Genomic DNA, 25238 nt, shown 5'->3' on the forward strand with positions numbered 1-25238 from the left:
GGTTCATCATTTGATTCAGACTACTTCGTGGCGTCTGCCAACGGCTGCTCGATCTTGTCCAGCAGGTAGTTCAGGCTCAGCACGGTCTGCCATCCGAAGGCTTTTTCCAGGTCGCCCTCCAGGTAGACACTGTGTCCGTCCTTCACGGCGGGCAGCTTGCCCACGATCGGATCCTCGGTCACAGAAGCCTTGCTCTGCTTCGGAGAGTAAGACAGCTGATCCCACACCAGCACGTCAGAGTTGATCTGGTCTGCGTTTTCCTTGGAAACCTCACCGTAAAACTTGTCCTTGGTGATGCCCGCGTAGGCCGGGTTGATTTTGAATCCCAGCTCGGCGAAGAAGCGGCTGCGCGGATCGCCCTCGGCAAAGACAGCCAGGCTCTCGTCGGAGACAGTGGCCACGCCGAATTCCTTTTCGGCCCATTCTGGGTGGCGGCCCTTGAGCTCTGCGAACTTCTCCTTGACCTGCTCCACCTGGCGCTTTGCCTCTTCCGGCTTGCCCACGGCCTGCCCGATCTCTTCCGTGGTCACGTCCCATGGTTGCTGTAGTTCTTCGTATTCGCCCTTTTGTACGACGACAGGGGCGATCTCAGACAGCTTCTTGTACGTGTCTTCATCGATGTCCGAGTACACGGCCACGATGAGGTCTGGATTGTCCTTTGCGATGGCTTCCGCGTTGACTTCTGTGTCCTTGTCGATCCGAGGAGTGTCGCCCTCGATTTTGTCATTGGACCAGTTGCCCGCAGCCTGACCATCCGGGGTCATTCCGTCCCAGTACTTCACGGAGACAGGAGTAACGCCCAGCGCCAGCAGTGCGTCCTGATCCGTGTAGCCCAGGGAGACCACGCGCTGAGGGGCTTCCTTGATTTCGGTGGAGCCGTAGCGGTGCTCGATGGTGGTGGGGAATGCGCCCTGCTCTGCATTGACTGCCTGGGAGTCCCCGGAGTTGCCGGACTGTTCATCAGTCGAGCACGCGGTCAGTGCCGCGCCCAAGGTCAACACAGCAGCGGTGCTAACGAGAATCTTCTTGAGTGTCATTTTTCTCCGTTGTTACTGGTGACGGATTTCCGCGCGAGGCGTGGCCCGTACACAAAAGGGAAAGGTCAAACCTTTGGTTGGATATATCCAGCCCTATGTCCAAAGAATTCGGTGGCGGGCAGTTCCGAGTTGTCGTCGAGACGAACACGATCCAGAACAATCGCCGGCGCCGGCACGTTGGCACGGGGCGATCCGCAGACCACCGCGATTCCTCCCTCGTGAGGGATGGTGACTCGGCCGGGGGTTCCGCCAAAGCGGCCCCGCGAGACGTGCGCGGAAAGCACGCGGACGCGCTCGCCACGGAATTCAAAGTAAGCACTGGGGTACGGGTCGGACTGCGCCCTGACCAGCAAGGCAACATCTTCCGCAGGTTGGGTGAAATCTATGCGAGATTCCTGCTCGCCGCGCTTGTGAAAGTACGCGGCGCGGGTGGGATCTTGAGGTTGCGCGGTGGCGGTGCCTTGGGCGACGTCACTCAATGCGCGTTCCACGAGGGGCTCGATGAGGTCGATGGTCTTGGCCACGAGATCCGTGGTGGTGTCTTGCGGACCCACGGGGATCGCGCGCTGGGCGACGATGGGGCCGCCGTCCAACACTTCATCCATCTCATGCACGGTGACCCCCACGTGAGTTTCCCGGTTCAACAGCGCCCACAGGATGGGCGAAAATCCGGCGTACTCAGGCAGGAGGCCATCGTGGACGTTCAATGCGCCGTGCTTGGCCACGCCGAAGACCTCGGGAGGAAGCCAGGTTCGCCAATTGTTGGCCACGATGACGTCTGGTGCAGCATCGCGCAACGCCTCAATGACGTCTTGGCCCACGCGCTCAGTGACACACAGTGGGAGCTCATGTTCGCTGGCTAGCTTCTCTACGGAGTCTGCCCACATTTGCTCATAAGGGTGATCGCTGGCAGGGTGCGTAACTACCAAAACTACTTCATGACCAGCCGTGATGACCGCAGACAACGTCCGGTGTCCCCACGACTGATAACCGAAAACAGCAACTCGCATACAGAGGATGTTAGCTTAGGGTAACCTATGTAGTCAATGATGAAAGCGGCACAATTTTCATGCCATACTCCCCGGACGAGACCACCCATCACCGAATCTCGGTGCCCGCAGACGCGGATACACTCGTTTTCACGGACCCCTACCGTCCGAACGTCGAGCTCACCGAATCGATATCCAGCGTCGACGTGAGAATACCGGCGCACTCCGCGGTGACCTATAGCTTTCAGTTCGGCGAGCTGAAGTATCCCGACCCAAAAAATGAACACGGTGCAGGCCCACAGGCGAGCCTGTTGAGCGGCGATTCTGTAGACCAGAGGTTCTGGCCGCCACGCGCTGCCGACGTCATCGCGGACTTGCCCGGCGCTCGCCTGTCCATCGACCGAAAGGTATTCGGCAGACGCTGCACCGCGCGCCTCGATGACCGCGGTGCGGATACCACCGTGGTGTTCCTGGACGGCGACGACTGGATCCATCTGCATGACCTCACAGGCGCACTGGACCGAGCAGTCACGGCAGGGCTTATCCCCCAGATCAACCGCGTCTTCCTACCTGCAGCCAAAGACCGCAGCGAGGAGTACACCTCCCAAACATTCGCCAGCGCACTGGCCACCGAGCTTCCGGCGATCATCAACAGCAGCCACATAGTCCTGGTAGGGCAAAGCTTCGGCGGTCTCTCCGCCCTGCGCGCTGCCCTTGTGGCTTCCACCGAAACCGCCCCTGCAATCAAAGGAGTCATCGCCCAATCCCCTGCCGTCTGGTGGTCGTCTGAGCGTTCTACAGAGCTCGCAGACACCCTCTCGGACGGCCCTGCAGGAGGCGACATTGCCGCACAGCTCGCTGGCCACTCACTCGACATTCCTGCCGCTCACAGCGGCTCCGGTCTGGCACGCATCGTACTGACGTGCGGTGCAGAAGAGCCGCCCATGCAACGGCACGTGGACGCGGTAGCGGATGCCCTGACACGCCGCGGCTTTCCCACCACCAATCACCGCACGCCCGGCGGCCACGACCCTGCGATGTGGCGCCACGGGATCATCCCGGCCCTCGCCGAATTGCTGGGCTGAATCTACGAGCGCGCCTCCACAAACTCAGCCACGCGCTCGACCGTCCGCAGCCCATAGAATTCACGCACGCCAACCTCCACGCTCAGTTCTCCCCGCAGCAGCGCGCAGAGCTTGATGACCGCCATGGAGTGCCCTCCCATGTCGAAGTAATCAGCATCCACCGGCACGTCCTCGGGCTCAATATCGAGCGATTCGGCAAACAGTTCCGCCGTGATCTCCTCTGTTTCACTCGCCGGTGCGCGACCCTTATCCGTGATCCTTTCTCCCTCACCCAGTGCGGCAAGGTCGGTCTTTCCATTCGACGTCACCGGCAACTCATCCACGATCGACCATCGATCCGGGATCATGTAGCTGGGCAGTTCCTCGCGCAACGCATCACGCACGCCAGTCAAGAAATTCTGCCGCTCCCCCTGGTCTGCATCGCGCAGTTGTGGGGCCACGAGGTGACAGGCCAGGAGTGTGGCGTCGGATATACGAACAGGAACGGTCACGCAGTGGAGGATGCGGGGATCCACGCTGCGGGACACGGCGGCCGAGACGTCGCCGGGATCCACGCGATGACCACGGATTTTCACCTGATCATCGCTGCGTCCGAGGTACTCGAACATGCCATCCGCACGCACGCGAACAATGTCTCCCGTGCGATACATCCGCTCCCCCGGGGCTCCCCACGGGCACGCGACCATGGAGCTTGCGGTGCGCGCCGCGAGCCCGTGATACCCCTGCGCCAAGCCGCTGCCCGCGAGGTAGAGCTCACCCGGCGCGCCTGTAGGAACGGGGCGCAACCACGGGTCCAAAACGAACGCCGCCGTGCGGTCCACCGGAGTTCCGATCACGGGCGTAGCGCTCTCATTCGTACCAGCACCAAGGGCGTTGATGGTGTACTCGGTTGGCCCGTAAAGGTTGTATCCGCGCACGTCATCGGCCTTTCGCAAAGTCTCCCACACTCCGTGCGAGACAGCCTCGCCGCCCAAGAGCACCAGCCGCGGGCGATGCGCGCCGGATTCCAGCATCCCCTCCGCGAGCAGCTGCTCGGCAACGGTCGGGGTGACGTTGATGACATCCACCTGATGCGCGCGAATGGCCTCAACCATGGCCGCAGCATCGCGTCGCAAATCCTCGGAGAAGATCCGCACCTCGTGGCCTTCCACCAGCCAAAACAGCTCTTCCCACGACATATCGAAAGCAAAGCTGATGGCATGCGCGATCCGCAACGTCTGCCCATCGGCAGCAGCTGGCGTGAAGATTTTGCGCCGATGATTATCCAACATGTTATGCAGCCCGCAATGCTTGATCACCACACCCTTGGGCTTGCCGGTCGACCCGGAGGTGTACATCAGGTAGGCATCGTCCCCGGGCATGGCCGCAGGTGTGCGGGTGGTGGCGTGGGAATCGGCAGTGGTGACGTCGACGCAAGGAAACGCACCGATCCGTTCCATGCGCTCCCGAGAGGAATCGTCCACCAGCGCGGCAGTGGGCTGGCTGTCCTCCACGATCACCCGGAGCCGCCCATCGGGGTGCGTCAGATCAAGCGGCACGTAACGCACCCCTGCCCACAGGGCGCCCAGCAGAGCCACCACCGAATGCGCGGAGCGCTCCACCGCGATGGCGACGGTACCGCCGCTGTTCACGCCGCAATTCTTGATCTTTTCCGCAATGTCGGAACAGCGAGCCATCAGCTCACCGAACGTCCACTGTTGGGCATCATCCACTAGCGCGATGCAATCCGGGAAGCGCTGCGCGATGTCCATGAGCTCGTCCGCGACGGTGCGTTCAATGCCTTCAGCCTTCTGCCAAGAAGCCACCTGCGCCGGCGTGGTTGGCAGGGAAGCAACCTCAGCACGGGATGGCGCCGACTGGGCCAACTGAGCGAGCGGAACCTCTGGTGTGTCCACAAACGCGGTCAGGACTTCGGTCGCGGCCTCCAGCACGGAATGCGCGAGGGACTCATCCACCACATCGTGGCGGAATTCCAGCTTGATGCCCAGCTTCGGCCCCGGAGTGAATACCCAGGTCAGAGGGAAGTGCGTGGAATCTTCCGCGCGCTCCTCCACAACCCCGTGGCGGTCCCGAAGTTCCTCGGCTGCCTGCGGATCGAGGAAGTTCTGCACCACCACCATGGAATCGAACAGCGTGCCCACCCCCAGCTGCTGCTGAATGGCGCCGAGGTCCGCGGAATCGTGGTCCATATCCTCGATGCGCTGGCGATAAACATCCTGGACCAGTTCTTTTATGCTCTGGCCAGGCCGAGCTGTCACTCGCACCGGCACGGTGTTGAGCAGCACTCCCACCACGTCAGACATCGCGGGATCACTCAGGGCATCGCGGCCACTGACAGACTGGCCAAACACCACATCCGAGTCCCCTGTGACAGCACCTAATGCCACGGCCACAGCTGCGTTGACCACGGAGGTCAACGTCAGGGCCTGCGCCCGGATCTTTTTCTGCAGTGCACCAGTCAGCTCTTCGCTGCACTCGGCAAACACCTGGCAAGGCAACTCGCTACGAGACTGCTCTGAAGAGATGTCCGCGGCCTGCGGGGCAACGAGCGTGGGCTGAGACAATGTCTCCAGGCGGTGTACCCAATAGTCGCTATCTGCCTGCTCTTTGTGAGTGTCAACGGACTCGAGCAGGGCGTCGGCAATAGAACAACGGCGAGGAACCAACTCTCCCGCACCCTGCGTGCGGGCCTGGCCGGACCTCAACGTCAGCCTCTCGAGGAAGGTCTGCAGCATCACTGCACGCGACCAACCATCGACTAGAACCAGGTGGTAGGTGAGAAGCAGCGTGTCGCCAGTTTGTTCGGCACTTCGGCCGGAGACGATGGTTGCCTTCGCCAGCGGAACGGATGCAAGATCGATGCCCGCGCTGCGATCAGCGTTCATGATCGCCTCGAGATCCCCTTCGATGGTCTCGACGGGAAGGTCAATGCCCTGTCCACTCCACGGCAAGATCTGCACGGGCTGGCCGGAAGCATCGGTGCGGAACTCCGCGCCCATGGCTGGATGCACGGTCACTGTGTCCCGGAAGGCTTCCACAACGGCCTTGGCATCCAGTCTCCGGTCAAACGTCAACGCAGTCTGTGCAACGTAGGCACCGGGTGCTGCCACCTGCGACTGGAACCAGATTCCGCGCTGCAGCACGCTCAGCGGAGCGCAGCGTCCTGAGGATTGCTCGCGGCTGACCTGCTCCTGCAACTCGCGAGCTACCTCGCCGATGGCGCTGCGCAAACGCTCGATGGGAATCACCGAATTCACCACGGACAGGTCCATGCTCAAAGCTCGCTCGCTAGACCAGACATCCGCCTCCACCACGTAATTCGTCCACTGACAGGCGGCATCGCCCGGCGCGTGAAGGACGGTGCCAGTCTCTCCCCGTCCGAGGTAGTTGACCAGGATCTGTGCACCGCGGGCCAGTGTTCGCTGCCCTTGCGGGTGTGTGTATCGCAGTGCCTGATAAGTGCGCCGGTCCGGGGCTGCGCCGTCCTCGTGGAGGGCGCGCATTTTCGCTGCGGCACGCGCAGCATGCGCTGGATCATCCAGCGGGAGGCTTACCGGCGCGATGGTGGTAAACCACCCGAGGCTTCGCCCAAAGGAATGATCGAAGGGGCGTCCGTGGCCTTCGACGTCCACAGCCCAGCTCCGCGCGTCCGTGCCAATTGTCCGAGCCACCGCGACGGTCACCAGCCCTGCCACCAGGTCTTGAACGTCCACACCCATCACTTCGGGCGCAACGCTCTGCAGAACCTGCGCGGTCCGTCCGTCAATGCTCACTTCGACCTTGCTCACGTGATCCGTACTCCACTGGAACGAGTCCTCGACGGGCCGTGGCAATGTAGCCAGTTCACTCCAGTGCTGGGCATCCTGAGCTGCTGCGGTGTGAGCATCGTGCAGTTCTTGCAGGCACAGATCCTTGAAGCTCGCCTGCTCAGGGAGAATCCTGCGCCCCGCGAGCGCATGCCGCAGATCGTCTTCCAGAATCATCCAACTGGCGCTATCGATCACCGCGTGATGTGCAACGGCCTTGACGTACCCATCCACGCACCCGAGCACCACGCTACGACCAGCTGCGATATCGATGTGATCGATCAATGCATCCACGTCCAAAGCCCGCACAACCACAGGACCGTCTCCCTCGGCACCAACAAAGTGCGCGAACGCAGAACTGGTGTCCACGCGCGCACGAAGCATCGGATGTGCCTGCGCTACCTGCTGCAGAGCCCGCTCCAAGTCCTCCACAGCGACCGGCCCCAGATCCAAGCGGCGCGCCTGCACAAAGCGGTCGCTCATTCCTCTTTCCATCTGCCTCCGCAGCATCGCCGGGATGGGGAAAGCCCCCGAGATTTCCGAGTGCCCCTCCTTCGGCCGAGTTTCTGCCTGGCTCTGCGTTGCTTCCCGAGCACCCGGCTGACTGTTCTGCGGCGTGACCCGCTCGGCAATCTTGCGTGGCGTGCGCCCCAAAAAGAAGTCCCGCGGAGTCACGTTGAGATCAGCGCGCGCCAGCGCATGAGTAACGCGGATGGCAAGAATACTGTCTCCACCTAAGCGGAAGAAGTCCGAGTCCGGCGCCACCTCGGCGCGGTCCAAGCGAAGTGCATCAACGATTGCCCGCGAGATCGACTCCACCAGATCCGAGGTGTCCGAAGCCTTCTGAGCAGGAGAAACCTCTCCCAAAAGATCGAGGATCGCGCGCTCATCCCGCTTGCCATTGATGGTCTGCGGCACCTGTGTACTCACCGCGAATAGCTGCGGAACCATGTAGGCAGGTAGCGCGTCTCGGGCCGCTGCGGCAGCCCGGGAGGTGATCTCCTTGGCGTCGGCACCAGAATCCGTAATCAACAATGCACCCGGCACCTGACCCTCGGGCAGATCGACCACCACCACGGCGGCCTCCCGCACACCGCTGACCTTCTCCAGCGCGCTCTCGATCTCCCCCAGCTCCACGCGATAACCGCGCAGCTGCACCTGCCTATCGGCGCGGCCCACGTAATCCAGATGACCGTTGTTCAGCACCTTTGCCATGTCATTGCTGCAGTACATCCGCGCGCCTCCACCAACGAAAGGATCGGCCACGAAACGGGAGGCCGTAGTAGAAGCAAGCCCCCAATAACCCGCGGTGACCTGCGGTCCGGCAACGTACATGATGCCGGTCTCTCCAGGCTGCACCGGCTGTAATTGCGCGTCCAGGACATAGGTACGCAACCCGTCCATCGGGCGGCCGATCGGGCTGCGGGCCTCCCCTGCATTCTCGGAGCATTCGTGTGCTGTGACATGCACTGTCGTCTCCGTGATGCCATACATGTTGATAAACCGAACATTCGGATGAGCACTGCAGTAGGCAGCCTCCGCGCGGGCCTCCAAGGCCTCGCCGCCGAAGATCACCGTGCGCACCGCAGAGTCCTGCCCGAGGTGCGGCTCCAACGCGGCAAAGGCGGTGGGGGTCTGGCTCAGCACCGTGATGGCTTCGGCACGCAACACCTCTGCGGCATCCTCCGGCGAGCGCATCAGCGCATACGGCATCACCACGGCACGCCCGCCGGAGCTCAGCGCTGCCCACATCTCCCACACCGAAAAGTCGAAGGCGAAGCTGTGGCTGATCGACCACACGTCCTCCTGCGAAAACTCCACGTGGCTGCGAGCATTGCCCAGCATCGCGGTCACGTTGGTGTGTGTGACGGCCACGCCCTTCGGCCGCCCTGTGGAGCCGGAGGTGTAGATCACGTAGGCGATGTCATTGCCACGAGCCACGCTTGCCGACCGACCCGCAGGTGGCTTCGTTTCCCCACACATCGTCTGTTCACTGATCACCAGGACGGGACAATCCACCAGCTCAGAGACCATTTTTTCCGCGCCAGGAGACACCAGCACAGCATCGGGTTGGCAATCCTCCAGGATCAATTCCACGCGCGCCTGCGGCGACAGCGGATCCACGGGAACGTAAGTGCCGGCGGACATCGTGGTGGCCAAGATGGCCGCAACCTGCCACGCATCGCGCTCCATGAGCAGGGCCACGCGTGGCGTGTGGGCGGCAACCTTCTGGTCCAGCACAGCACATATGCGCTGCGCGGCATCGTCTAGTTCTTCGTAGGTCCAGTGCTCCGTGGCACCATCTTCTCCGATACTGGTCAGGGCAGGCCGGTCGCTGAAGTGCTCGACGTTGCGTCGCCACAATGAAGGAAGCGTGTCCACCGCGGACCCCGCGCGAGACGTCGCTCCGGACTCCACACCAGATACCGCACCCAACGCCTCTGCAACCTCACCCACGGTCGCCACTGCACCGGATTCGGACAGCAAAGAATCCAAACTCACCGCAAGCATCTGGGCGATGCGATGGGCACGTACCTCGGTGATTCGCTGCGGATCGTAGATCAGGCGCAGAGGGTGCTCGGCGGAAGGGTTGACCACGATGGACAGGGGAAAGTGTGGCGCGCCATTGTTGCGCACGTCGGAGACCTGCAGTGGCGAGCCGGGGCAGCGCAAGTCCTGTGGAGATAGCGGTACTTCCACCACCATCAACGTATCCAGCAGTTCGCTGGCGTTGGTTCCCAGGTCGCGGGCAATATCGGCCAGGCTGACGTGCTGCACATCGCGGACCTGATTGTTGTGATGGACCATGCCACGCAGCATGCTGGTCACCGGCAAGGTGGGATCAGATTGTCCCGGCGCGACCACCGGGATGGTGTTGAGCTGCATGCCCACGGCTTCGGCTACGCCAGAAACAGGAATGTCACGGCCAGAGACGGACGTAGCAAACACCACGTCAGCCCCCGGTTCGCAGCCCATCAAGGCGCGAAGGACCAGCCCCCACGCCGTGTGCACCACATCCGGCAGGCCCACACCTGCTGCCCGAGCACGCTCGAGCACATCAGCAGTCCGCGGATCGTCTACCAGCAATTCCCGGCGCTCGAGTGAACTCGAAGGATTCGGGCACAGCACCGTGGGGCGCACCTCGCGCATTTGCTCGCGCCACACGGACAGATCGGCTTCCGCATCTCTGCGTGCCACCCATCGCACACTGCCGGCCATTCCGCCTTGCGGGTTGTAGCGCGGGATATGGGCGTCGTCATCCCGGTAGATCTCCAGGAGGTCCCGCAGCATGATAGGCACAGACCACCCGTCGGCGATGAGGTGATGCACCGTCTGGATCACGGCGATGTCCTGGCCACACACCGCGCCATCGGCGCTGGTCGTAATCACAACGGTCCATCGCATGAGCGGCTCTGGCGCGGCATCACCGAGCGGCTGCAAGGAGATTCCCCGCGAGAGGTCATCAGCCGCAATCTCTTCCGGACGCCGCGTGAGCCACCCCTCCAATCCAGTACCGGCCAGCTCGGGCCCAGCCAACTCAGAGCCGGCCAACTCCGCAGGCACCGTCACCTCCCGGAAGTCCACCCGTAGATGCTCGGCAATCCCCGGATCAATCACGGCAACCACATCGCCGCCGTCGGTTTCCCAGGGGCGCGTGCTCAGTGCAGGGTGGCGTCGAATCAATAAACGCGCAGCGCGGGCGAATCGCTCCCGGTCAAACGGTTCGCTGCACTCCATCCGCAAGACCTGCTGCTCCACATACGAGCTGGCCGATTCCTCGAACAGCGAATGGAAGTACATGCCGTGCTGCAGCGCGGTCAGCGGCAGCACGTCCTGCAATTCAGCGGAGCTCAGCGCGGTGATTCGCGCCAGATCCGCAGAGTTCACGGGCGCGGGGGCAACGTCGCCCACGGACAACACGCCGTGATCGGCCAGCGCTGCCACCTCGCGCAATGCCTCATCCCAGTGCCTGACGAGCTCTTCGATCCGCTCGGGGGAGATCCTGCCGCGTGCCCAGGAGATCGTGGTGCGCAGAACGTACCCCTCACCTGTGTCTTCAGCGATCGCGTTGAACTCCAGCTCGCGGACCAACGGCTGGTCCGGGTCGCGTTGCTCGCCGAGTTGTCCGGTGGAGCCTGTGGGAGCGAAGTCTTGTGCGCCTGCGGCGACTCGCCCCAAGTAGTTGAACAGCACCTGTGCCTGCGGAGGGGTCTTCGCGGACTGATGCAACCACGTGTGGGCCTGGTAGGGAACGCCGTTTCCAGGGATGGCCGCGAGCTGGTCTTTTACTGTGTTGAGGGCCAGCGCTAACGGGGCGATATGGCCCTTGGCCGCCGCGGAATCCTCCTGCAGTGCCGCCCGGGTGGGGTCGATCAGAAGGGGATATAGGCAGGTGAACCAGCCCACCGTGCGTGAAAGGTCCGCTTCCCTGCCCTGCGGCCCGGGCACGAATCGGGTTTCGCGGCCGTGCCCCTCCATCTCCACCAGGGTCCATGTTTGTTTGTTTCGACGCCAACGCGCCAACGCCACGCTCAATGCCGTAAGCAATACGGAATTCGCCCCCGTGCGGAAGGCGTGGGGCACCGCCCCCAGTAATTCGTCCGTGATCTGCACTGATGCCTCATGTACCAGGCTGCGCTCCTCACGGACTGTGGGCGCATTCTCGGGATCATCAGCAAGTGCGGGCACCTGCGGGTCCCGCAGAGGTTCATCCACGCTCGGCAATGGGGGCAGGGAGCGATTGGCGTCCTCGGCATACTCGCCAGTATCAACGGCCAGCTGCAGCAGCTGCGTCCATCGGCGCAGGGACGTCCGCTCCGGCGCGAGCTGTTCCCCGCGATACGCCGTGGCGAGGTCCTCGCCGATAATGTTCCATGACACGCCATCGACCACCAGGTGATGCACCACCAGGCGCAACCTGCCGGGCACCAGCCCTGCTGAGACCACCACTCCGTCTGCTGGATCCAGCAGCGAGGAAAGCGCATCGATGTCCGTGGTGGGATGGATAGCCACTGCTCTTTCGGCAGGTTTCTCCGGGAGTTCCAAGCGCAACGGGTTCCGCTGCAGACGCGCCCGCAGCGCAGGGTGCGCCTGCAACACGTCAGCCACCATCCGCCCGGCCAGCTGGGCATCCACATCTTCTGGAACGGAAAATTCCACGGACTGAATAAAGCCGTCCACGTGTTCGGTGATGGAATCAAACCAGCGCAGAATCGGCAGCGAGTGCACCTCACCGGTTGGCTCATCATCCGGATCGTGTTCGAAAGTCCAGCGTTCTTCGGCGCACCGAGCCAGTTGCTGTGGAGTGCGCGCAGAGAAAATATCACCCACTCTCACCTCCACCCCGCGCCGCCCCAGCGCCGAGATCAGAGTGATGGCCCGCAGGCTATCGCCACCGATATCGAAGAAGTCCGTCTCCGCCCCCAGCGCGCTGACCCCCAACGCTTCAGCCATCGCCTCCGCGATCAGGGCGACGGTTTCCCCGTCTCGTTCAGCATCGGCCGGAGCATCGGTGAGCGAGCTCCAATCCGGCTCCGGCAGCGCCTTCCGATCCACTTTTCCGTTGGCCGTCCGCGGCAACTCATCCATGACGGTGATAATCGCGGGCACCATGTATTCGGGCAGTACCTCGGCGCACCAACTGCGGATCGCAGCACCATCGAGACCGGCAGTCACCGTCACATAGCCCAGCAGTCGTCCCTGCCGAGCAATCACGCTCGCCGCCTCCACATCTGGGTGTCCCACCAATGCGGATTCCACGTCCTCCAACTCCAGTCGCATGCCACGGATTTTCACTTGATTATCGGCCCGCCCCACGAATTCCAGCGAGCCGTCGTTGTGCCGGCGCACCAGGTCTCCTGTGCGGTACATCCTGGTTCCGTCCGACGCAAACACGTCCGCGACAAAGCGGCTGGCCGTGAGTCCTGGAGCATTGATATACCCCTTGGCCAGCAGGAATCCAGCCACATAGAGTTCGCCAGTTTCCTGGCCTGGAACCACCCGCAGGTGCTCATCGAGCACGTAGAGCCGACAGTTGGGATTGGCCACACCGATGCTCGTGTTGAGGCGATCCTCGTCGTCACGGTAGATGACGTGGGAGACACCGATGGTGGCTTCCGCTGGCCCGTACCCGTGGTACAGCGGGATGGCCAGTTGCTGGCGAAAACGACGAAACAGCGCCTGGGTGAGCATCTCTCCGCCACACCAGACATGCCGCAAGCTGTCTAACAGATTCGTGCCTTCGGCCTGTTTGAGCATGACGTCGAGAACACTCGAAACCAGATACGCAAACGTCACGCCCTCGCGATGGATGAGGCGGGCCAAGCGTTGGGGGTCTTGCTCCACGCCCGGCGCGGCCACCACCACGCGGCCCCCGCAAACCAGTGGCAGGAAGATCTCGTTGATGGAGATATCAAAGGCCAGCGGCGCCTTGAACAGGGAGGCATCATCGCGGCCGAAGAACAGGATCTGATCGCGCTGCCAGAGCAAGCGCTCCACGATCGCGCCGTGGCGGATCATCGCGCCCTTGGGACGGCCGGTGCTGCCCGAGGTAAAGATGACGTACGCAACGCTGTCCGTGGACGGCGGGGTGAACAGCTCGCGGGTGGCATCGAGGTCGAATAGCGCGTCTTCGGTGAGCGCGCAGTTGTCCTGCATGAGCACGAAGCTCAGGCTGGCATCGTGGGTGACGGATTCTCGGCGCGCCTGCGGCCACGAGGGGTCCAACGGGACAAAACTGCCACCGGCGAGCAACGTGGCGACGATACCCACCACCATCTCCGCGCTGCGCGGCAGCGAGATTCCCACACTTTGACCAGCGTCAATACCGTGTTTCCGCAGACTGCGCGCCACGGCTGTGGCGTGGGCGACGAGTTGCGCATAGGTCAGCCTGTGCCGGTCATCCACCACTGCGGGCGCATGCGGTGTCTCCTGCGCATGCTGCAGGAGCAGGCTGATCAGGTCCGGGCGATCGCGATCCTGATCCGTGTCATTCCATATGCTCTGCTGGGCGATCCGATCCTGTTCACTGCGGCCATGACCGATGACGGAGCCGTCATCTCGAGAAGCAAGCGTATCGCCAGAGGAAAACGGAGTGTGAGCAGACGATCGGGTTGGCACAAAGAGCCTTTCGCTGGATGGGGAAACAGGGAATCAAATGCGGATGGCGGACGTCGGGCTAGGTGTCAGCCAACGTCGCGTTGTGTGTCAGCCAATCTCAAGCGGAGCACGGTTCGGGAAAAATCAGCCTGCGATCAGGTGCGAAGAATCCTGATGATGCTCGGAGCGGAGATCTTTATCCGCCGGCGCACGATGCGTGCGTTGCTGACCCGTGATGGCCTCCACCAGTTCCCCGGAGCGGGTCGCGATGTTGGAGAGCAACGTGGAACCGAGTCCATGCGTGGCCTCAGTTGCTCCCTGCACGAAGAGTCCTGGCACGCGCTCGCCATTGAGCACGGCGCCATAATCCCTAGTGACGGTGAATTCTTCACTGCCGTGACTATCAGCGTGAATCCCCACAAGACCGCGAGACCGGAAGCCCGTGGCGCACACCACCACGTCAAAGTTTTCTGTCACCACGTCTCCGGTTACTCGGTGGCGAATGTCCACGTCAACGCTGCCGTCGGAACAATTACGCGCACCGAGCACCTCCGTGGTCCGGCGAATATCGAGCCGCTGACGCCCGGTGACGCTTTCCCGATACTGGCGGTCGTGGAGCTCATCGAGAAGCTCAGATTCCACGCAGGCGTAATTGGTGTAGCGGTGGCGGATCAACAGCTCGTCGCGGATCGCATCGGGCGCGTGGAAGAAGTCATCAACGGCCTCCGGGTCGAACACTCTATTGGCGAAGGGGCTGTCGTCGGCGGGGATGAAGCCGTAGCTGTTCAAGCTGCCCGTGACGGTATCGATATGCGGGCAATCGTGGAAGTACCGGATGGCCTCGGCTGCGGACTGGCCCGCGCCGATCACCAAAGCTCGGCGGATATTCCACCCACTGTTCAGCAGCTTCTTGGTGCTCGGGAGCAAATCGATGTTGTGGAAGATGCGCGAGGTGTCCAAGGAGCTGTCCTCGGCCCACGCAGGCATCTTGGCTTCCAGACCGCGGGCAACCACCACGTTGCGGCAGCGAATGGACTCCGACTGCTGAGCTCGCTGCCCTTCGGACTCACCGCTTCCTAACTTCCTGCGGACGTGCACCACAAAACGAGCTCCGTCTGTGGCCGGTTCCGGGAGCGTCTCGATGGACGTCACGGTGGTGTTGTACTGCGTGTCCACGGTGATGTGATCCGCGATCCAACGGAGGTAATCGGCAAATTCCACGCGTTCCGGGGTGAAGGTTTGGCGGTTAATGAAATCAATCAAGCGGTCACTGTGATGCAAGTAGTTGATGAAGCTGAAGCGGCTCTGCGGATTGCGCACCGTGACCAAGTCTTTAAGGAAGCTGATCTGCATGTTGGATCCATCGAGGAGCATGCCTGGATGCCAGTTGAATTCCGGGCGGGCTTCCACAAAGAGTGCATCGAGTTCTGGGGCTTGCTCCTCGATAGCTACCGCGAGCCCGAGGTTTCCGGGGCCGATGCCGATCCCGACGATGTCGCGGACGGAATTTTCGTGGATACTGCGCTCTGCGGATGTCTGAGCTTGACGATCGATGATGGTCACTATGGCCTCTCTGTAGGATGCGCCAACCAACTTCTTAGGATAGGCAATGCAAAGGGTAGGCTAACCTATCTTTCATTGCTCGACAACCCCCAGTCGGGAATTACTCACCCCTCGTCCGCAAACTTCCAGCTAGAGTTTTCACAACAACTACTTCCTCGGCCACTGACTGGAAGGCTCTTCCCACACACAGGACCACCGTGGTACGCCCGCGACGAATGTCTCGCACCGCACGCGCCACTTTCATGCCCGTCATTGAATCCACTGACGAGACCGGATCAACCATCACCAACATCTCCGGCTCTGCCAGTAGCGCTCGCGCTAGTCCCAGTCGTTGCCGCTGACCACCGGAAAGATTGCGCGCACCTTCGGTAAGCTCGTGATCCACTACCCCGGCAGAATGAGCAGCCCCCGGCGCAAGTTCATCGAGCCCCAAAGCATTGAGAATGCCTATCGCATCTTCCACCCGGCCTTCTCCGGAGCTCCGCAGCATAGCCTGCCCCACGGTATCCCCGAACAATGCCGGCTTTCGAGGTTCGGCAAGCACGGCGGAACGCACCTCGTCCACCGAGATCTCGCGAATATCGCGCCCACGGATTCGGAGAGATTGAGGCTGCGAATCGGTTAGGGGACCAAGCTCCATCGACTCCCCCGCGACCAACGCGTCCACCAGAGCATCCGCCCATGCGGCTGAACAGTGCACCACCGTCAGCCGTCCCTCGGCGAACGCCACGCAAGCCTGCTCTGATCCCTCGACCTCACCGTCCCCACCGCGCACAACAATCGCCGGTTTCCCTACCTGAGCAAGCGGCACACCCTGCCCCTTCCGGAGCGGCTGGGCTTCCGCCACGCGCTGCAACCTGCGGACGGAAGCCCTCGCCAGTCCTATAAAGCGCGGCATTCTACTGCACTGCCGCATCGGCTCCGCGATGAATTGCGACAGAGCCACCACGGTGACCAACTCCCCCAGAGTCACGTCGCTAGACATGGTCCGATAGCCCGCGTACAGTCCCACCGCGCTCAGTAACAGCACATTGCTGCCCATCGCCACGGCTTCATAACCTCCGCTGACCCACGCGAGCTTCCGAGCGTCCACACACGCCTGTTCCGATTTGCGCGCATATCCGCGGTAGGCCGGATGCGCACCAGCCACTCCGGAGATCACCGGCAGCCCCTGAAGAATATCCGTCATGCTCGCGGTCACTCGCGCGAGCAGAGTTTGTTGCTTCTCCGCGCGCTGTTCAATGATCTGAGACAGCCGGTGCAAAACCATCAGCACCACTGCGCTGAGCACCAACACCACCACTCCCAGTGGCAAATCAATCAGCGCCAGAACAATCGTGCAGAAAATAGCTCCCACCAGCGCGCTGACCCCCACCGGGACCACTTCGATGATGTCCACCGCCTGCACCACGTCTTCGCCCACCACCGTGGGCAATTCCTGGCGAGGCAGACTGTTTGAATCGTCGGGATGCCCACCATGGCTCACCACCTGCGAGGTGATACCTGCCCGCAGTTCACATACGTTCCGAGCCGACGTAGCCTGCAGCATCCGGAATCCGGTCTGCCAGCTCACTGACACCGTAGCCAGCGTGGCGCCTAAGGCTGCGATTCCGCCCACCAGATGCCACACGTTGTCGCTGGCGATAAGACTGTGCGCCAACCATCCCAGCAACACCGCAATCATGGCTTCTGCCACGTGGTAGATGCTCAGCAACAAGCCACTCAGGGCCATCGCGCGAGAATTTTTTCTGACCAGCCCGCGCAGCGTCACCACCTTGTTGTCAGACACGCGCCTGCCTCCCCTGCTCATTCCAGGCGGACCACATGTCGGCGTACGTTCCGCCGTTTGCTGCCATCTCCTCGTGCGTACCTGTTTCCACCACGCGCCCGCGCTCCATCACCACCACGCTATCGGCGGAGGTTGCTTGACTGAGCCGGTGCGCAATCACCATCGCCGTCCGTCCGCGGATCGCCGCGCGGGCCGCATCCTCCAAGGACATCGAAAAGGCCTCGTGTGGTTGCTGTGTTTCCTCGAGGTCACCGTCATCTTCGGCCGTTGATTCGTCAAGAATGACGACGCCAGCCCGTGACAATGCCACCCTGGCCAGCGCCAGACGCTGTGCCGCCACCGCATCAACGTGCAGGCCTCCTTCGCCCAGCATTGTGTCTAAGCCCTGCTTGTCGCCATGGGACAAGGATTTGCACCAATCTTCCGCACCGGTTCGGCGCAGCGCATCCCATATTTCTGCATCGCTGGCTCCTTCGGCTGCCAGCAGGAGGTTATCGCGCAAACTCATCGCGAAGACGTAGTTTTCCTGGGAGGCAACGCAAAAGATCGAGCTTCTTTCTTGCGCACTCATCTCCACTACGTCGCGCCCCCCAACGGTGATCACACCCGGCTCTGCCATCTCGAGGGTTCCAGAGACAATTCCCGCAACCGTGGACTTGCCAGCTCCCGATCCGCCGACCACGCATACCGTGCACCCCGCAGGGATGTGGAACGCCGCGTCATGCAAGATCTCTGGGCCATCCTCGTACCGATAATTCAGGCCCTTGACCTCTACAGCTGGACTCGGCCGATGCGAGGAGTAGTCATCAATCGGCTGTGGCGTATCCGCACCCGCGGAGCGAATGAGTCCCACGATGCGCCCCAAGGCCGCCCCGCTGCGCTGCAGTTCATCAAAGATGAACAGAATCGTGCCGATCGGCACGAACTGACGGTGGAACAGAATCAACGCTGCCGAGATCTCGCCCACCGTCACCGCATCCTCGCGGAAGAGCAACCAGCCAACGACAGACAGGGCTGACAACCCCATGAACTCCGCGAAGTTCTCCCGCGCCACCAGCCCAGAAAACACACGAAACGCAGCGATCGATTCGTCCCGCGAAGCCTGCGCGTAGCGCCTGGTAAGGCCCTGGCGACTATCCACCAGCCGATGCGAACGAACCGAACGAATGCCCTCCATAGAACCTTGCAAGGAACCGATGACACCGGCTTCTAATTCGCGTTGGCGTCGATACAAAGGGGCAGAACGAGGAAGATACCACCGCAACCCCAGCGCATAGAACGGAATCCCGCACAGCCCCGCCAACGCGAGGCGCCAATCCAACCCCGCGATTCCAGCGCTGGCCACCACGACCATCACCAGCGCGCTGAGGGTCGATGGAACCGACTTGCGGGCACTGCTCACCAGCGCGGCGACATCCGCACCAACTCGGCCCAGCACCTCTCCCCGGCCCAGGGACTCCACCGTGGTGGGAGGCAGATTCAGCACCGCAGCGACGGCGCGCTCACGCAACTTCGCAACTACCTGCGCAATCGTCACACCCGTCAGAGCCTCGGCAAGGCCAGCGACAACGGCAGTACCAACACACGCCGCGGCAGCCCAGACAATCACCTTCAGCACGCCAGACCTGCCGTCACCAGCGGCTACCGCATCGATGACGCTGGCCAGCAGATAAATGGGTACCAGAGAGAGCAAGGCACCGACGAAAGTGAACAGCACCGCACTAATTGCTGGAGTTGCCGTGCGACGGAGCAGGCGGCCAATCTCCGCAGCCGACTCACCAGGCGAAGCAGTGGGAAGAACGGCACTCACTTAAGCGTGAGACCTTCCTGCCGGTTGCAAGGTGGTCCACTCGAGGTCGATGAACTCCATCGCCTCGTCCCGCGATACCCCACCGTCTAAGCCACGGGAAGGATCTCCCAGTGCCACAGTCCATCCGTCTGGCACAGCGGCGAACGTAGGCCACAACGAGTACTGTCCCTCGTCGTTGATAAGGGCGAAGAAGCTGCCCTGTTCGTCATCAAACGGGTTGCTAGACAACACGCGCTCCTTGTCTCATGATGCAGAAGTACTGAATTTCCGTACTGACTTGAGCGAAGCATGGGCACAAGTGCAGCAAACAAGGCTAAACTTAGCATAACCTAACTTGGAGGTCTACCGCCCAAGGCTGCACTCACCCCAAGGCCCTAGGACTGCGACAGCGTGCCGCGGGGAACGATCACGGGAGAATTGCCCCGCGGATCTTCCCATACCTCGGCGTTGAGACCATAGGCCTCCTGCAGCACCGACGAGGTCAGTGCCTCCGTAGGCGAGCCCGTCACAATCTGCCGCCCGCCCTTCATCACCACGAGCCGATCCGAGTACTGCCCAGCCAGCATGAGATCGTGCAACACAGTGATGACAGTCTTGCCATCAGCCGCCAGACCGCGCGCGAGTTCGAGAATCTCGATGGCGTGAGCCGGGTCGAGGAACGTCGTGGGTTCGTCGAGCAGCACCACCGGGGTGTTCTGTGCGAGCACCATGGCCATCCACACGCGCTGGCGCTGTCCACCGGACAGTTCCGCGACCTTTCGTCTGGCCAGGTGTGCGGTATCGGTGCGCTCGAGAGCCTTACCGATGGTCTCATTATCCGACGCCGAGCCCGCCGACCACCAATACTTCCGGTGTGGGTGCCGACCCCTCTCCACCAGCTCGCCGACGGTGAGTCCCTCAGGACACACGGGGTGCTGCGGCAGCAGCGCCACTCGAGTGGCTGCCTCGCGTGCGCTGAGCTGATGCAGCGGCTGTCCGTCGATTTCCACGCTTCCCTTGGTGGGGGTCAGCAGGCGGGATAGCGCCTTGAGGAAGGTCGACTTGCCGCACCCGTTGGGGCCGAGGAACGTGGTGACCTCGCCAGGCTGGGCATTCAAGCTCATGTCGTGAACGATCATGGGGCCTTCGCCGTAGGCGACGCTCACATTATCCGCTGAGATCTTCATGATTATTGTCCTCTCCCTACACCCTGTGCACGTGAATAACTCCACACCAGCCAGACCAGCGCGGGACCACCGATGACGGCCGTAACCAGCCCCACCGGTGCAGCAAACGGCAGCCAACCCGCAATGACGGAGCATCCCATGAGAATGGCAGCTCCTGCTGCGGACGCGCCGATAGCCGGCGGGACGGGAGACTTGGCCACCAGTTTTGCCACCTGCGGTGCCACCAATGCGATGAATCCAATGGGTCCGACGAAGGAGACCACCACGGCCACCAGACCCGTCGCAGAGATGAGGATGGTGGTCCGCACCCGCTGGACTTCCACTCCGAGGGTGGCGATGGTGGCGTCGTCGTGCGCCAGCAACGGGATCTGACGCGCCACCGTCAGGCCCAGCAGAACAAACGGCAACAGGCCCAACACCATGGGCAGCAGCGCCTCCGTGCGGACGAAGCCGGTCGATCCCGCCATCCAGGTTTGCGCCTCCGCGGCGCGTGCCAGCTGGGCATTCTGCATGAAGAAGTAAACCAACGCCTGGGTGAGGAAGGACAGCGCCAGGCCGACGATGATGACCTGCTGCGAGGATCCCAATCCTCCCAGAATCAGCAGCACGATCACGATGATGGTCGCGCCCACCAGGGCCAGCAGTGCGCGCCACCAGTAGGTCGGAACAGCCTCGCTCCACACTGGGCGGGTCAAGACGGTGCCAGCGACAACCATCACCGTGGCACCGCCCGAAACACCCAAGAAGTCCGGGCTGGCCAGTGGGTTTCGCGCCATTGTTTGCGTCCAGGAGCCGGCCATGCCCAGCACAGCCCCGACGATGACCGTGGCAATCGCCACCGGCAATCGAAGGTCCCACACCACACTGATGGCCTGTCGGGTTCCTCCGCCGAACAGCACCTCGACGACCTCGAGAGGGCTCAGCTGCAAAGAACCTTGCCCCAGCATCACGCAGTAGCAGAACGCAGTGATCAGCAGGAAAAAGACGACGCTGGCTGCGGAACGCTGCTTACGAGCGCGCTTGTGTGCCGCGAGCTCGCGCAATGGGTTCGTGTCGTGGGTTTCCTTATGCGCATCGTTATAAGTTTTATTGTGGGCAGTCTGACTCATCGTGTGACCGCCTCGTAGTTCTTCTTATTTCGACGCCATCTCATGCGGGGCAAGCGCTCACGCACCGTGGCGATCATGATTGGCGCACCCACGATGGCCACGAGGATGGACATCTCCACTTCGTTGGGCTGCATGATGAAACGGCCACCGATATCCGCTGCGAGCAGCGCGGCAGCACCCGTCAAGGCAGTCGGGATAAGAAGTCTAGTGAGAGCGGGTCCGGTGAACCGACGGATCACGTGCGGGGCCGCGAAGCCGAGAAACGTGACTAGGCCGACCGTTGCCGTGGCTGAACCAGCCAGTACGACGATCGCCAGGCCTGCTGCCCACCGCACGTTCTGCGGAGACACGCCCAGCGCCGAAGCTGCTTCCTCACCCATGGCGAGCAAGTCCAGCGGCTTAGCTACGAAGAGGGCGACCAGCGTTCCGAGCACCAGGCCGGTTGCAGCGATGGTGGCGTCATCGAGGCCCCGTCCTGCAGTGGATCCCACCGACCAGCGACGCAATCCTTCCAGCGTGTCCGAGGAATACAGGCTCATCAGGTTAGCCGCCGCCTGGAGACCAAACGTCACTCCGACGCCGACGAGCACCAGCGTGAGCGGATCTCGGGACACCCGCGAGACCAGCAGCACCACCGCCATCGAGCACGCCGCTCCGACCAAGCCGAACAGCGCGCGCTGACCAATGGTGGGCGCCCACCCCGCGGTCAGGGCCAATGCCACGGCGAACCCGGCGCCGGCATTGATGCCGATCAAGCCCGGGTCAGCGAGTGGATTGCGCGTCCACACCTGGGCGATCGCGCCAGCGATGGAGATCGAGGCCCCAACGCCCATCGCCAGCAGCGTGCGCGGCAGGCGCAGGTTCCAGACAATTCCATAATCATCGGAACTCAGTCCTTCAGGCAGCACAACGCGGTCTGCATTGGGACCGAGTGCAAGGATGGATATGACGTCGGAAACAGAAAGCGACCGGGATCCAAGGAATATGGAGGCGATGGCCAACCCCACCAACAGGAAAGTCGCCACGGCGATGAATGCCACCGGCTGGCGACGAGACAGACTTTCGCTGACAGCCGGCCTGCTTTGAATTCCTAGATCTGCGGTCACAGTAACTCTATGAGATGCACTACATGTCACCCCGAGCGACGGGGTGACAGATGCCTACTTGAGGGCTTCGCCGAACTTGTTGGCGGCCCAAGGGATGGTGACAGGGTTCGGCATGCTCATGGCGTTACCGACTTCCTCGTTCAGCCACACGACCTTGTCCTGGCGAACGATGTCCAAGTTGCTGAAGGTTGGGTCTTTCTTCAGAGTGACTGCAGCGCCCTGGTAATCCAGAACGAACAGGTAGTCCACATCGTTGAGGTCGCTGTAGTTCTCTGGAGCGATGTCGCGGTAGAACTCACCGCCTTCGCCTTCCAGGGACTGCGGGATCTCGAAGCCGAGACTCTCGATGAACTGGCCGCGTCCGTCGCCGGAGGTGTAGAGGCCGATCTTGCCGTCGTAAGGCATGACAATGGCGGCACGCTTGCCCTTTAGCTCTGGGTGCGAATCAATGAACTTCTCGAAAGACTCTTCAGTTTCCTCGATTAGTTGCTGGCCCTTATCTTCCTTGTCAACGGCCTTGGCGATGGTAGCTACCTGATCACGCCAAGGAATCTGCCAGTCCTCGGCTCCTTCTGGCTTTACAGTGGTGGGGGCAATATTCTCCAAGGCTTTCTTCGCCTGGGTATCGACAGCCTGGTTGACGGCGATGATCTGGGTGGGGTCAGATGCGCTGATCTGCTCCAGAATGTCAGCGGTAAAACCGGACGAAGTGTTGTAAACCACATCGGGCTTAGCGTCACCGATCAAATCCTGAGACCATGGGCCCACGCCGTTTTCTGGCACGGTTCCCTCGGTGCCCCACGGCGCAACGAGGGAAGGGGTGATTCCCAAAGCGAGCAAGGTATCAGCGTCACCGAGACCCACGGATGCAATGCGAGCATCGGTGTTCTCACCGGTGTTGGCTGAATCTTCGTTGTCACCGCGGGAGCAACCCGTCAGTACGAGGGATGATGCTGTGACAACTGCCGCAACTTTCAGTGCTGCACGGCGAGAAAAAATCCGGGAGGACATCCGACTCCTTTGGAGTGTGTGTGGAGGTGACTAAGTCACTAATTAATTAAGGTTGCCCTAATAATAGCGAGGCTAGCCTAACTATACAAATCCCTGAGAACTGCGGACATTTTCCTGCCATGCCGTCACTTCGGCGCGGGCAGACAATGTCATACATCCCGCGATCCACGGCCATCGCGCATCCGGCCACGCCGACCATCCCCCCGGCGACGAACGCCCACGCCATCGAATCCACCACCGCCTGTCACACGTGAAAAGCCGGAATTTTCAAAAGTCGCGATGCTAGCCCCACTAGAGCAAATCCCAACCCGGCAGCAAGAGCCAGAGCTTCCGAGGAGCGCCCAGAGGCAACGCAAGCACGGCAGTCACGGCGACCGAAGAGGCCATCGCCGACTCCACGAGAAACGACGGCAGCTCCCGCAATGCGACGAAGGAGGCGGATGTACCCCCGTGCCGTCGAACGTCAATCAAAGACCGAAAGCTCACCCGGACAGCGCTTTGCGCACTACCTTCTGATCGACAGCAAATTCGGGCTGCACTCCGATCGCCTGCGCGATGGTGGCAATTCCGAAGCCAATGGCCGCGAAAAACACGCCAATGAGACCCATGAACGGTGAGTGTAGACCTGCTGCTGGCTAGGACATACTGCGTGGGCCGGCAACGAGGGCAATCAACATGGCACGCAAAAAGCCCCCGACACCATTGCTGGAGGCAGGGGCTTGAAGTGCGTGTGAAGGAACGGGTTAGCGAGCCTTCTCCACGATGTCCAGCAGACGGAAGTGCTTGTCCTTGGACAGCGGGCGGGTCTCCTCGATGCGGACGCGGTCGCCGACACCGGCGAGGCCTTCCTCATCGTGAGCCTTCACGCGAGAGTTACGGCGCATGATCTTGCCGTACAGTGCGTGCTGCTTGCGGTCTTCGAGCTCGACAACGATGGTCTTGCTCATCTTGTCGGACACGACAATTCCGGAGCGAACCTTACGTGCGCCCTTTTCAGTGTTAGTCACGTTTGCCTCACTCATGCGGCGTCACCACCAGGGTTGGTAGACAGACCGAGCTCACGCTCGCGCAGGACGGTGTAGATGCGGGCGATGTCGCGCTTGACGACGCCCAGACGACGGTTGTTGGACAGCTGGCCGGTAGCCATCTGAAAACGAAGGTTAAACAGCTCTTCCTTCGCCTCGGTCAGACGGGTGGTCAGCTCTTCGTTGTTGAGCTCACGGAGCTCGTGGGCCGGGGTTCCGGTAGCCATTAGAACTGATCCTCCTTCTTAACGATGCGAACCTTGCATGGGAGCTTGTTACCTGCACGACGCAGGGCTTCCAGAGCCATTTCCTCGTTCGGGTAAGAAACCTCGAACAGGATGCGACCTGGCTTGATGTTAGCCACCCACTTTTCCACTGGACCCTTACCGGAACCCATACGCACGCCGAGCGGCTTCTGGGTCAACGGACGGTCAGGGAAAATGTTGATCCACACCTTGCCGCCGCGCTTGAGGTGGCGGTTGATGGCGATACGGGAGGATTCGATCTGACGGTTGGTGATGTAGGTAGGCTCCAGAGCCTGGAGTCCGTAGTCACCGAACGTGATCCGGTTACCACCCTTGGATACACCGGTACGGTGTGGGCGGTGCTGACGGCGGTACTTAACGCGCTTCGGGATAAGCATG

16 protein-coding genes are annotated in these 25238 nt (G+C 61.8%); 1 reads left to right on the top strand and 15 read right to left on the bottom strand.

Going from position 1 to position 25238, the window contains the following annotated elements:
- Window positions 1–20: 20 nt before the first annotated feature.
- On the bottom strand, window positions 21–1037 hold the full coding sequence (locus IM764_RS04255) for an iron-siderophore ABC transporter substrate-binding protein (protein WP_194187037.1): 1017 nt from the start codon (window positions 1035–1037) through the stop codon (window positions 21–23).
- 65 nt (window positions 1038–1102) lie between these two features.
- Window positions 1103–2047 carry a methionyl-tRNA formyltransferase gene (locus IM764_RS04260; protein WP_194187038.1) on the bottom strand — a complete coding sequence of 315 codons (945 nt, stop codon included), beginning with the start codon at window positions 2045–2047 and terminating at the stop codon, window positions 1103–1105.
- Window positions 2048–2106: 59 nt separating this feature from the next.
- On the opposite strand from IM764_RS04260, the gene IM764_RS04265 reads away from it, so the two are divergent.
- Window positions 2107–3111: an esterase family protein gene (locus IM764_RS04265; protein ID WP_194187039.1), complete on the top strand. Its 1005-nt coding sequence runs from the start codon at window positions 2107–2109 to the stop codon at window positions 3109–3111.
- Between the two features lie 2 nt (window positions 3112–3113).
- Here IM764_RS04265 and IM764_RS04270 read toward each other — a convergent pair whose 3' ends face one another.
- The 13 genes from IM764_RS04270 to rplP all read right to left on the bottom strand — a co-directional run bounded on the left by IM764_RS04270 (window position 3114) and on the right by rplP (window position 25237).
- Entirely contained in the window at window positions 3114–14036 is a 10923-nt protein-coding gene (locus tag IM764_RS04270) for a non-ribosomal peptide synthetase (protein ID WP_194187040.1), read from the bottom strand.
- A 123-nt stretch (window positions 14037–14159) separates the two neighbouring features.
- Window positions 14160–15578: a SidA/IucD/PvdA family monooxygenase gene (locus IM764_RS04275; protein WP_194187041.1), complete on the bottom strand. Its 1419-nt coding sequence runs from the start codon at window positions 15576–15578 to the stop codon at window positions 14160–14162.
- A 100-nt stretch (window positions 15579–15678) separates the two neighbouring features.
- The gene (locus IM764_RS04280; RefSeq protein ID WP_370551542.1) at window positions 15679–17367 is read right to left on the bottom strand and encodes an ABC transporter transmembrane domain-containing protein; all 1689 of its coding nucleotides are present in this window, start codon (window positions 17365–17367) and stop codon (window positions 15679–15681) included.
- Complete coding sequence (locus IM764_RS04285; RefSeq protein ID WP_370551543.1) at window positions 17360–19177, bottom strand: ABC transporter ATP-binding protein; 1818 nt, start codon at window positions 19175–19177, stop codon at window positions 17360–17362. Before IM764_RS04285 ends, IM764_RS04280 begins: the two co-directional genes overlap by 8 nt.
- Window positions 19178–19405 (bottom strand): MbtH family protein, encoded by a 228-nt coding sequence (locus tag IM764_RS04290; protein WP_194187179.1) that lies wholly within the window; start codon window positions 19403–19405, stop codon window positions 19178–19180. It abuts the gene before it with no gap.
- A gap of 146 nt (window positions 19406–19551) precedes the next feature.
- Complete coding sequence (locus tag IM764_RS04295) at window positions 19552–20343, bottom strand: ABC transporter ATP-binding protein (protein WP_194187043.1); 792 nt, start codon at window positions 20341–20343, stop codon at window positions 19552–19554.
- A gap of 2 nt (window positions 20344–20345) precedes the next feature.
- Window positions 20346–21452, bottom strand: coding sequence for an iron chelate uptake ABC transporter family permease subunit (locus IM764_RS04300; RefSeq protein WP_194187044.1), 1107 nt, complete (start codon window positions 21450–21452; stop codon window positions 20346–20348).
- The gene (locus IM764_RS04305) at window positions 21449–22510 is read right to left on the bottom strand and encodes an iron ABC transporter permease (RefSeq protein WP_228073357.1); all 1062 of its coding nucleotides are present in this window, start codon (window positions 22508–22510) and stop codon (window positions 21449–21451) included. The genes IM764_RS04300 and IM764_RS04305 overlap by 4 nt, the downstream gene beginning before the upstream one ends.
- Window positions 22511–22612: 102 nt before the next feature.
- Complete coding sequence (locus IM764_RS04310; RefSeq protein ID WP_194187045.1) at window positions 22613–23569, bottom strand: ABC transporter substrate-binding protein; 957 nt, start codon at window positions 23567–23569, stop codon at window positions 22613–22615.
- Between the two features lie 482 nt (window positions 23570–24051).
- The gene (locus tag IM764_RS10450) at window positions 24052–24177 is read right to left on the bottom strand and encodes a hypothetical protein (RefSeq protein WP_255510447.1); all 126 of its coding nucleotides are present in this window, start codon (window positions 24175–24177) and stop codon (window positions 24052–24054) included.
- Window positions 24178–24312: 135 nt separating this feature from the next.
- Window positions 24313–24591 (bottom strand): 30S ribosomal protein S17, encoded by a 279-nt coding sequence (gene rpsQ, locus IM764_RS04315; protein ID WP_099297975.1) that lies wholly within the window; start codon window positions 24589–24591, stop codon window positions 24313–24315.
- Window positions 24588–24821 carry a 50S ribosomal protein L29 gene (gene rpmC / locus IM764_RS04320; RefSeq protein ID WP_099297976.1) on the bottom strand — a complete coding sequence of 78 codons (234 nt, stop codon included), beginning with the start codon at window positions 24819–24821 and terminating at the stop codon, window positions 24588–24590. Before rpmC ends, rpsQ begins: the two co-directional genes overlap by 4 nt.
- Window positions 24821–25237 carry a 50S ribosomal protein L16 gene (rplP, locus tag IM764_RS04325; RefSeq protein ID WP_099297977.1) on the bottom strand — a complete coding sequence of 139 codons (417 nt, stop codon included), beginning with the start codon at window positions 25235–25237 and terminating at the stop codon, window positions 24821–24823. Before rplP ends, rpmC begins: the two co-directional genes overlap by 1 nt.
- Window position 25238: the final 1 nt, after the last annotated feature.

The organism is Corynebacterium sp. ED61 (assembly GCF_015233855.1).
GTDB lineage: Bacteria > Actinomycetota > Actinomycetes > Mycobacteriales > Mycobacteriaceae > Corynebacterium > Corynebacterium dentalis.

Bases quoted from the DNA above. Each gene is read 5' to 3' on its own strand.
- IM764_RS04295 (WP_194187043.1), bottom strand. From the start codon at position 20,343: ATGAAGATCTCAGCGGATAATGTGAGCGTCGCCTACGGCGAAGGCCCC.
- rpmC (WP_099297976.1), bottom strand. From the start codon at position 24,821: ATGGCTACCGGAACCCCGGCCCACGAGCTCCGTGAGCTCAACAACGAA.
- IM764_RS10450 (WP_255510447.1), bottom strand. From the start codon at position 24,177: ATGGGTCTCATTGGCGTGTTTTTCGCGGCCATTGGCTTCGGAATTGCC.
- IM764_RS04300 (WP_194187044.1), bottom strand. From the start codon at position 21,452: ATGAGTCAGACTGCCCACAATAAAACTTATAACGATGCGCATAAGGAA.
- rplP (WP_099297977.1), bottom strand. From the start codon at position 25,237: ATGCTTATCCCGAAGCGCGTTAAGTACCGCCGTCAGCACCGCCCACAC.
- IM764_RS04310 (WP_194187045.1), bottom strand. From the start codon at position 23,569: ATGTCCTCCCGGATTTTTTCTCGCCGTGCAGCACTGAAAGTTGCGGCA.
- IM764_RS04265 (WP_194187039.1), top strand. From the start codon at position 2,107: ATGCCATACTCCCCGGACGAGACCACCCATCACCGAATCTCGGTGCCC.
- IM764_RS04260 (WP_194187038.1), bottom strand. From the start codon at position 2,047: ATGCGAGTTGCTGTTTTCGGTTATCAGTCGTGGGGACACCGGACGTTG.
- rpsQ (WP_099297975.1), bottom strand. From the start codon at position 24,591: ATGAGTGAGGCAAACGTGACTAACACTGAAAAGGGCGCACGTAAGGTT.
- IM764_RS04255 (WP_194187037.1), bottom strand. From the start codon at position 1,037: ATGACACTCAAGAAGATTCTCGTTAGCACCGCTGCTGTGTTGACCTTG.